The 9,419-nt window shown below is 69.5% G+C and carries 7 protein-coding genes and 2 pseudogenes; all 9 read left to right on the top strand.

Going from position 1 to position 9,419, the window contains the following annotated elements; all coding sequences use genetic code 11:
• Nucleotides 1-660: pseudogene (locus tag ACN675_RS25915) on the top strand (tobH protein); the annotation flags it as partial.
• Nucleotides 660-1,895, top strand: a complete 1,236-nt coding sequence (manA, locus tag ACN675_RS25910) for a mannose-6-phosphate isomerase, class I (RefSeq protein WP_420753562.1) — start codon at nt 660-662, stop codon at nt 1,893-1,895. The pseudogene ACN675_RS25915 and the gene manA, both read left to right, overlap by 1 nt.
• 138 nt (nt 1,896-2,033) lie before the next feature.
• Nucleotides 2,034-2,693, top strand: a complete 660-nt coding sequence (locus tag ACN675_RS25905) for a TetR family transcriptional regulator (RefSeq protein ID WP_420753561.1) — start codon at nt 2,034-2,036, stop codon at nt 2,691-2,693.
• 116 nt (nt 2,694-2,809) lie between these two features.
• Nucleotides 2,810-4,279 (top strand): adenosylhomocysteinase, encoded by a 1,470-nt coding sequence (gene ahcY / locus ACN675_RS25900; RefSeq protein ID WP_420753560.1) that lies wholly within the window; start codon nt 2,810-2,812, stop codon nt 4,277-4,279.
• Between the two features lie 23 nt (nt 4,280-4,302).
• The gene (locus tag ACN675_RS25895) at nt 4,303-4,968 is read left to right on the top strand and encodes a dTMP kinase (protein ID WP_420753559.1); all 666 of its coding nucleotides are present in this window, start codon (nt 4,303-4,305) and stop codon (nt 4,966-4,968) included.
• Complete coding sequence (gene mtrA, locus ACN675_RS25890) at nt 4,965-5,651, top strand: MtrAB system response regulator MtrA (RefSeq protein WP_197252797.1); 687 nt, start codon at nt 4,965-4,967, stop codon at nt 5,649-5,651. The genes ACN675_RS25895 and mtrA overlap by 4 nt, the downstream gene beginning before the upstream one ends.
• Complete coding sequence (gene mtrB / locus ACN675_RS25885) at nt 5,648-7,348, top strand: MtrAB system histidine kinase MtrB (protein ID WP_420753558.1); 1,701 nt, start codon at nt 5,648-5,650, stop codon at nt 7,346-7,348. The genes mtrA and mtrB overlap by 4 nt, the downstream gene beginning before the upstream one ends.
• The gene (lpqB, locus tag ACN675_RS25880; protein ID WP_420753557.1) at nt 7,345-9,126 is read left to right on the top strand and encodes an MtrAB system accessory lipoprotein LpqB; all 1,782 of its coding nucleotides are present in this window, start codon (nt 7,345-7,347) and stop codon (nt 9,124-9,126) included. The genes mtrB and lpqB overlap by 4 nt, the downstream gene beginning before the upstream one ends.
• A gap of 59 nt (nt 9,127-9,185) precedes the next feature.
• Nucleotides 9,186-9,419, top strand: a pseudogene (locus ACN675_RS25875) (ComF family protein); the annotation flags it as partial.

Raw genomic sequence — 9,419 nt, 5'->3', positions numbered from 1 at the left:
GCCGGGCGGGCCCTGCTGCTGCCCCCGCGCATCCACCTGCCGTCCGCCTACGCGCTGGCCCGCCACGTCGCGGTGTTCTGCGCGGTCCTGACGGCGATGGCCGCGACCAAGGTGCGCCCGCACGTGCCGGACCTCGCCGAACTCGCCGATGCGGTGGACAACGAGGCAGCCCGTAACCATCCGTCCAACGAGGTGTTCCACAATCCGGCGAAGTCGCTCGCGGTGCGCATGCAGTCGCGTCGGGTCGCGCTGGCCGGGGATTCGCCCGCGACCACCTCTCTCGCCCGCCACGGCGCGGAGATGCTGCTGCTCGGGGCCGGGATGATCGCCGCGGCCGCGTCGCTGCCGGATACGCTCGTCGCGCGGGATCGCCTGGTGGCCACGACCTCCGGGACCGGTGAACCGTACGACCCGTTCTTCCACGACGAGCAGCTCGACGGGCCGATTCCGGAGGCTCCCGTGCGGGTATTCGTGCTCAGCACGGACGACGATCGACGGGCTGCGCAGCGTCGCGCAGCTGCATTACCGGATATGGAATTGGTGTCTGTAGTGGGGGAAACGGAGTCGCGGGCAGTGCCGCCCGTGCTGGAACAGGCCTTGGTGCTCGCAGCCCGGATCGAGATGGCCGCCGCCTATCTGCGTCTGGCCGGGGGCCGGTAGTGCGCCGACTCGAAGGTGCGCTGCGCTCCTATGCCTGGGGGTCGCGCACCGCGATCGCAGAGTTGTGCGGGCGCCCGGTGCCGTCCGATCACCCGGAAGCGGAGCTGTGGCTCGGCGCCCATCCGGCGGATCCGGCGAAGGTGCTGTCGGAGGACGGGGAGGCCCCGGTCTCGCTGCTCGACGTCGTCGAGTCCGACCCGCACGGGCAGCTCGGATCCGGGACCGTCGACCGGTTCGGCGCCCGTCTGCCGTTCCTGCTCAAGCTTCTCGCGGCGGAGGAGCCGCTGTCGCTGCAGGCGCATCCGAGCGCCGAGCAGGCCGCGCAGGGCTACGCCCGCGAGCAGGAGCTGGGTGTGCCCCTCGATTCCCCGATCCGCAACTACCGGGATCCGAATCACAAACCGGAGCTCGTGGTCGCGCTCACGCGCTTCGAGGCGCTCGCCGGATTCCGGGACGCGGCACGCACCGTGGAGCTGCTCGAGGCGCTCGGTGTGCCGGAACTGGATCCGTACGTGGGCCTGCTGGCCGGTCAGCCCGACTCGGGTGGGCTGCGCGCCCTGTTCACCACGTGGATCACGTTGCCCCAGCCGGTGCTGACGTCGCTGCTGCCGCGGGTGCTCGACGGCTGTGTGACCTACCTTGCGACCAACGGGCGCCCGCGGGTGTTCGCGGAGGAGGTGCGGACGGCCCTCCAGCTGGCCGAGTTCTATCCCGGCGACGCCGGCGTGCTCGCGTCGCTGCTGCTCAACCGCATCACCCTCGAACCGGGGCAGGGCCTGTACCTCGATGCCGGCAACCTGCACGCCTATCTGAGCGGCATGGGCGTCGAGATCATGGCGAACTCCGACAATGTGCTGCGCGGGGGACTGACTCCCAAGCACGTCGACGTGCCGGAGTTGCTCAGGGTTCTGGACTTCCGGTCCCCGGACGTGCCGATCCTCGAAGCCGTCCCCGCGGGTGAGGCCGAGGTCTGCTACCGCACCCCGGCGCCGGAGTTCGCGCTGTCGCGTCTGGAACCCGAGCCGCACGCGAAGGTGTCGCTCGCCCCCTGCGGCCCGCAGATCCTGTTGTGCACCGCGGGCGCGGTGCACCTGGACTGCGGCGGTTCCGGCCTCGACCTGACGCCCGGCCATTCGGTGTGGATCTCGGCGGCGGATCCCGAACTGACCGTCGAGGCGCTGACCGCCGGGACGCAGGTGTTCCGGGCCTGTCTCGGCGACCGGTCCGCCCTGTAACCGTCGCCTGATCGGCGCGTGCGACCTCCGCCGTGACCACGCGCGACACCACCCCGGCGCCCGGTTGTGTTCCCTGCCACATGCTGCGCGCCACCCACGGCGTTGACGCGGCGTGTCGCAGCGTGGCAACGTCGGCGCATGTCGATCGTGCACGAGCCAGCGTCCGCAGACGACTCCGATGTCGCGCCCCGTGATGGACGGCGGCGCGTGCAATTCCACGAGGCCAGCCGAATGCTGTTGCGCAACTCCGTGCTCGATGCGATGCGGGACCTGCTGACCGTGCGGGACTGGTCCTCGATCACGATGACCGACGTCGCACGCCGCGCGGGGGTGAGCCGCCAGACGCTCTACAACGAGTTCGCGTCCCGCCAGGGGCTCGCCCAGGCGTACGCGCTGCGACTGGCCGACCAGTTCGTCGACGCCGTCGACGACGCGGTCTACTCGAACGTCGGCGACGCCCGCCGGGCGTTGGCGGTCGGTTTCGCCGCGTTCTTCGCGGACAGCAGTTCCGATCCGCTCGTGCAATCGTTGCTGCGCGGCGACGCCAAGCCGGACCTGCTGCGACTGATCACCACCGAATCGGCACCGCTGATCGACCGGGCGTCGGGCCGGCTCGTCGAGACCTTCCGGCGCAGCTGGGTGCAGGCTTCGGAGACCGACGCGACGATCCTGGCGCGGGCGATCGTGCGCATCGCGATGAGCTACATCGCGATGCCGCCGGAGTCCGACCGGGACGTCGCCGCGGACATGGCGTATCTGGTCGGGCCGTTCCTGGACCGCGTCACCGGCGGACAGTGACCGTCGCTGCACGGGCCGTCGCGGCACGGATACCGGCGGGTACGGCAGCGGCACTCCGCCGCGTGGTTGTATAGCCTGTTCGACAAACCGACTGTCAACAGGAGAGGCGCTCACACGTGTCCGACAACAAGCTCGTGGCCGACCGGCTGAACGGCATCGACTTCAAGGTCGCCGACCTGTCCCTCGCCGAATTCGGGCGCAAGGAGATCCGGCTGGCCGAGCACGAGATGCCCGGCCTGATGGCACTGCGCCGCGAGTACGCCGAGGTGCTGCCGCTGAAGGGCGCGCGCATCTCGGGTTCGCTGCACATGACCGTGCAGACCGCCGTGCTCATCGAGACCCTCGTCGCGCTCGGTGCCGAGGTGCGCTGGGCGTCGTGCAACATCTTCTCCACCCAGGACCACGCGGCGGCCGCGGTCGTCGTCGGCCCGCACGGCACGGTCGAGGAGCCCAAGGGCGTTTCGGTGTTCGCCTGGAAGGGCGAGACGCTCGAGGAGTACTGGTGGGCAGCCGAGCAGATGCTCACGTGGCCCGGCGAGCCCGCGAACATGATCCTCGACGACGGCGGCGACGCCACGATGCTCGTTCTCAAGGGCGCCCAGTTCGAGAAGGCCGGCGTCGTGCCGCCGACCGACGAGGAGCACGACTCCACCGAGTACCAGGTCTTCCTGCAGCTCCTGCGTGAGTCGCTGGCTGCGGATTCGAAGAAGTGGACCACGGTCGCCCAGTCGGTGCGCGGTGTCACCGAGGAGACCACCACCGGCGTGCTGCGCCTCTACCAGCTCGCCGCCGCCGGTGAGCTCGTGTTCCCGGCGATCAACGTCAACGACTCGGTCACCAAGAGCAAGTTCGACAACAAGTACGGCACCCGCCACTCCCTGCTCGACGGCATCAACCGCGGCACCGACGTCCTCATCGGCGGCAAGACCGCGCTGGTCTGCGGCTACGGTGACGTCGGCAAGGGCTGCGCGGAGGCCCTCCGCGGCCAGGGTGCGCGCGTGTCGGTCACCGAGATCGACCCGATCAACGCGCTGCAGGCGATGATGGACGGCTTCGACGTCGTCACCGTCGAGGAGTTCGTCGGCAAGGCCGACATCGTGATCACCTCGACCGGCAACAAGGACATCATCACCTTCGATCACATGAAGCAGATGAAGCACCAGGCGATCCTGGGCAACATCGGTCACTTCGACAACGAGATCGACATGGCGGGCCTCGAGCGTGCCGCCGACGTCACGCGGATCAACATCAAGCCGCAGGTCGACGAGTTCGTCTTCCCCGACGGCCATTCGATCATCGTGCTGTCCGAGGGCCGCCTCCTCAACCTCGGCAATGCGACCGGCCACCCGTCGTTCGTGATGAGCAACTCGTTCGCGAACCAGGTCATCGCCCAGATCGAGTTGTGGACCAAGCCGGACGAATACGACAACGAGGTGTACCGCCTGCCCAAGCACCTCGACGAGAAGGTCGCGCGGATCCACGTCGAGGCGCTCGGTGGCAAGCTCACCAAGCTGACCAAGGAGCAGGCCGAGTACATCGGTGTGGACGTCGAGGGCCCGTACAAGCCCGAGCACTACCGCTACTGATCGGGGTCGGGAACCGAAGCAGCATGGGCGTTCTCATCGTCGTCGAAGGACTCGACGGGGCCGGTAAGCGGACACTGTCCGCCGGTCTCGTCGAGTCCTGGCGGGCCGCGGGCGCCCGCGTCGCCACGCTCGCGTTTCCGCGCTACGGGCAGTCCGTGCACGCCGATCTCGGTGCCGAGGCCCTGCGGGGCCGTCACGGGGACACGGCGTCGAGCGTCGAGGCGATGGCGCTGCTGTGGGCGCTCGACCGTCGCGATGCGGCCGACGAGTTGCGGAAACTCCTGGCCGACAACGACATCGTGCTGCTGGATCGTTACGTGGCGTCGAACGTCGCGTACACAGCGGCCCGCAGGCACGAGGGAGCATCGGGACCGGCGGCCCAGTGGGTGCGCGAGATCGAGTTCGACCGGTTCGGCCTGCCGGTGCCCGATCTGCAGTTGTTGCTGAAGGTTCCCGTCGAGCTCGCGGCCCAGCGGGCGCGGGACCGCGCCACCGCCGACGCAACCCGCGACCGGGACGCGTACGAACGCGACGGCGACCTCCAGATCCGTACCGGTGAGGTGTACGACCAGTTGGTGCAACAGAACTGGATGTCGCCGTGGATGGTCGCCGGACCCGACACCGATCCGGTACAACTCGCCGCGCAGATATCAAATCAGCTTCAGCACGGTGAAGGAGTGACACGATAGACGGTATGAAGCCGAGGATTCTCGTCGTCGACGACGACACCGCGCTGGCCGAGATGCTCACGATCGTCCTACGGGGCGAAGGTTTCGAACCTTTTGTGGTCGGGGACGGCACACAGGCACTCGGTGCCGTGCGCGAGATCCGGCCCGACCTCGTTCTGCTCGACCTGATGCTGCCCGGCATGAACGGCATCGACGTATGCCGCGTGCTGCGGGCCGATTCGGGTGTGCCGATCGTCATGCTCACCGCCAAGTCGGACACGGTCGATGTGGTGCTCGGGCTCGAATCGGGCGCCGACGACTACATCGTCAAGCCGTTCAAGCCGAAGGAACTCGTCGCCCGCGTGCGGGCACGGTTGCGTCGGACCGAGCAGGAACCCGCCGAGATGCTGTCGATCGGGGAGATCACCATCGACGTCCCGGCTCACAAGGTCAGCCGCGGCGAGGAACTCATCTCTCTCACCCCCCTCGAGTTCGACCTGCTGGTGGCACTGGCCCGCAAGCCGCGGCAGGTGTTCACTCGTGAGGTGCTGCTCGAACAGGTCTGGGGTTACCGCCACGCCGCGGACACGCGCCTCGTCAACGTGCACGTGCAGCGGTTGCGCGCGAAGGTCGAGAAGGATCCCGAGAATCCCGAGGTCGTGCTGACGGTGCGCGGCGTCGGCTACAAGGCCGGACCGCCGTGATCCGTGCTTACCGACTGCGGCGGCGGATCACTCGTAGGACTCTGCCGCTGCTGAGGTGGTCCCGTTCGCTGAGCAGCTGGCTCACCCACACGTGGCGCCGATCGCTCCAGCTGCGGGTCGTGGTGTCGACCCTGACACTGTCGCTGGTCGTGATGCTGGTGCTCGGGGTGGTGCTGACCAGCCAGATCACCGATCGTCTGCTCGAAGTGAAGATCAACGCGGCGACCGAGGAGATGGAGCGTTCCCGGGCGCTCGTCGAAGGCCAGCTGGCCGGCGCCGACGACACCGGATCGCTGAGCGTCCGGCTCGACAGCGCCCGGGCCACGCTCACGAACCGCGGAAGCGACGCCGGCCAGGACACCGGTGTCGCGGGTACCTTCGATCCGGTGCTCATCGTTCCCGGCGACGGGCCGCGCGCACCGACGTCGAGCGGCCCCGCCGATCAGATCCCGCAGAACCTGCGCGCCTTCGTGCAGAACGGCCAGATCGCCTACCAGTTCGCGACCGTCGACGATCCCGACGGTTACTCCGGCCCGGCGCTGATCGTCGGCAGTCCGACGTCGTCGAACATCGGCACGCTCGAGCTGTACCTGGTGTTCCCGCTGGCGGGGGAGGAGAGCACCCTCGCGCTCGTCCGCGGCACCCTGCTCGTCGGTGCGCTGGTCCTGCTGGTCCTGCTCGCCGCCATCTCGATGATCGTCGCCCGTCAGGTGGTGCTGCCCATCCGATCCGCGTCGCGGATCGCGGTGCGCTTCGCCGACGGTCGCCTCAAGGAACGCATGCCGGTGCGCGGCGAGGACGACATGGCCCGGCTGGCGATGTCGTTCAACGAGATGGCAGAGAGCCTGTCGCGGCAGATCACCCAGCTCGAGGAGTACGGCAATCTGCAGAAGCGGTTCACCTCGGACGTCAGCCACGAACTGCGGACCCCGCTGACGACCGTGCGGATGGCGGCGGACCTGATCCACGACGGCAGCGACGAACTCGATCCGTCGCTGAAACGCGCCTCCGAACTGCTGGTCGCCGAACTCGACCGGTTCGAGAGCCTGCTCGGCGACCTGCTCGAGATCAGCCGGCACGACGCCGGTGTCGCCGAACTCGCCGCCGAGCAACTCGATCTGCGCATGTGCGCGCGGGCAGCGGTGTCCACGGTGCGGCACCTGGCCCGCGAGACCGGAACCGAACTCATCGTGGATCTGCCGAACGAGCCGGTCAACGCGGAGGTCGATCCCCGGCGTGTCGAACGCATCCTGCGGAACCTGCTCGCCAACGCTATCGATCACGGTGAGGGCAAGCCGATCCTGCTGCGGTTGCGCGCCGACGACGCCGCGGCGGCGTTCGTCGTCCGCGACCAGGGCATCGGCCTGCGGCCGGGGGAGGAGAAGCTCGTGTTCAACCGGTTCTGGCGCTCCGATCCGTCCCGGGTGCGCCGGTCCGGCGGGACAGGTCTGGGATTGGCGATCAGTGTGGAGGACGCGAACCTGCACAAGGGCAAGCTCGAGGCCTGGGGCGAGCCGGGCAAGGGCGCGTGCTTCCGGCTGACGCTGCCGCGCGAGCTCGGACGCAAGGTCGGGCGGAGTCCACTGCCGCTCGTCCCGACGAACGCGCACGCGATACAGGGCAAGACGCCCCCTGCCGCCGACACCGCGGCGCCGACGGTCGTCGAATCCGCCCCGCCCGAAGGAGCGACCCCGTGAGCGGTTCGCTGTCGCGGCGCGTCGCCGCGCCGGTTCTGCTGCTGGCGCTCCTGCTCGGGGTCTCGGGCTGCGCGAGCCTGCCGGATTCGTCGTCCCCGCAGGCGATCGGCACCATCGCCCGCCCCTCCGCGACCACGGAGGTCGCCGCGCCCGCACCCGGCCGCGAGCCGGATCTGCTGCTGCGCGACTTCCTGCTGGCGAGCACGGACCCCACCAACAGGCACCAGGCGGCGCGCCAGTACCTCACCCCCGAGATGACGAGTCGCTGGGACGACGCGGCCAGCGCCACGATCGTCGAGAAGGTCGACGTGCTGCCGGAATCGCGCAGCGGCGACCGTGCCACCTACGTGATCCGGGCGACCCGCGTCGGCTTCCTCGAAGAGGGCGGCCTCTACCGCGCGGACCAGGGCCCCTTCGAGGAGAAGGTCACCCTCGTGCGAACCGACGGAGAATGGCGGATCGACGATCTGCCGCCCGGCGTCGTCATGGACCGGCCGCAGTTCCTCAACACCTACCAGCGACGCTCGCTGTTCTTCGTCGACCCCTCCGGACAGACGGTCGTGCCCGACCCCCGCTGGATCGCCGGAACCCAGGAGCAGGCCGCCTCCCAGCTCATCGAGTTGCTGGTGGAGGGCCCGAAGCCGTCGCTGGAGCCGGCCGTGCGCAATCTCCTCGACGACGTCGACGTCATCGGTCCCATCACCAAGGCGGACGGCCGCACCGCGCAGGTCGGTGTCGGACTCGGCGGTATCCGGGTGGACTTCCAGGGCGCAACCGGGCTGGCCAAGCAGGACCGGGAGCTTCTCGCGGCCCAGGTGATCTGGACGCTCGCGAACGCCGAGATCTCCGGTCCGTACGTGTTGCTCGCGGACGGGCAACCTCTCGACGAACGGTTCCCGAACGGCTGGACCACCGCGGACGTGGCGTCGACGAATCCGCTCGCCACGTCGAGCGCGACCATCGGTCTGCACGCGGTGCGTGGCGGTGGGCTGGTCGCCGTCGCCGAGACGGGTGTCACGCCCGTGCCCGGGTTCTTCGGCAGCACCACCGGCCTGCAGTCCGGCGCGATCTCGCACGACGGTCAGCTCGTGGCCGGTGTCGTCGGAACCGGACGGCCGGAGCCCGAACCCGCCGTCGAGCTGATGATCGGCGGGTACGGGGACGCGGCAGCGGTGCGTGCGGCGGAAGGCAGTTCGATCAGCAGACCCTCGTGGTCGATCGACGACAACTCCGTGTGGGCGGTCGTGGGCGGCACCTCCGTCGTGCGGGCGATCCGGGAACCCGGCACCGGGCGGGTGACGGTGGTTCCGGTCGACGCAGGCCCCGTCCTGGCGTTGGGCGAGCGGATCAGTGAGTTGCGTCTGTCGAGGGACGGTGTCCGCGCAGCGCTGATCGTCGACGGCCGGGTGTACACGGCGATCGTGGTGCAGTACCCGAACGGTGAGTTCGCGCTGACAGCTCCGCGCGAGATCGCCATCGGGCTCGGCAGTCCCGCTCTCTCGCTCGACTGGAGCACCTCGGACACGGTGGTCGTGGCGCGGGCGGCGTCCGACATCCCCGTCGTCCAGGTCGCCGTGGACGGTTCCCGGATGGACGCGCTGCCCAGCCGCAATCTGACCCCGCCGGTGGACGCCGTCGAGGCGTCCACGACCACCGAGTTCGTGGCCGATTCACGCGCGGTGTTCCAGCTCAACAACAGTGACCCTGCCGGCGACCGCTACTGGCGAGAGGTTCCGGGCCTGGCGGGACTGACCGCGATTCCGGTGCTGCCCGGCTGAGCACCTGTCGGTGCCCTCCGGCACTGCGCATGTCGGTGCCCTCCGGCACAGTGCGGCGCATGTTGCAGGCCCTGCTCGATCTCGTACTGCCGCTGGAATGCGGCGGTTGCGGCCGGTCCGGCATCCGGTGGTGCCGTCACTGCGCCCGCGACCTCGGCGATGCGCCCGCGATCGTGCGGCCGCGTGTCGATCCGGGTGTTCCCGTCTGGGCGCTCGGGTCGTACCGGGGTGCCCACCGGCGCGCGGTGATCGCTGCGAAGGAGCAGGGCCGTCGCGACCTCGCGGAGCCGCTG

Source organism: Rhodococcus sp. O3 (assembly GCF_048897285.1).
Taxonomy (GTDB): domain Bacteria; phylum Actinomycetota; class Actinomycetes; order Mycobacteriales; family Mycobacteriaceae; genus Rhodococcus.
The sequence above is the reverse complement of the archived record's forward strand: the minus strand, read 5'-3'. Positions and strand labels throughout refer to the sequence as shown.

What these genes read in the sequence shown, in the direction of transcription:
- ACN675_RS25905 (WP_420753561.1), top strand. Translation starts at nt 2,034, where the DNA reads ATGTCGATCGTGCACGAGCCAGCGTCCGCAGACGACTCCGATGTCGCG.
- ACN675_RS25895 (WP_420753559.1), top strand. Translation starts at nt 4,303, where the DNA reads ATGGGCGTTCTCATCGTCGTCGAAGGACTCGACGGGGCCGGTAAGCGG.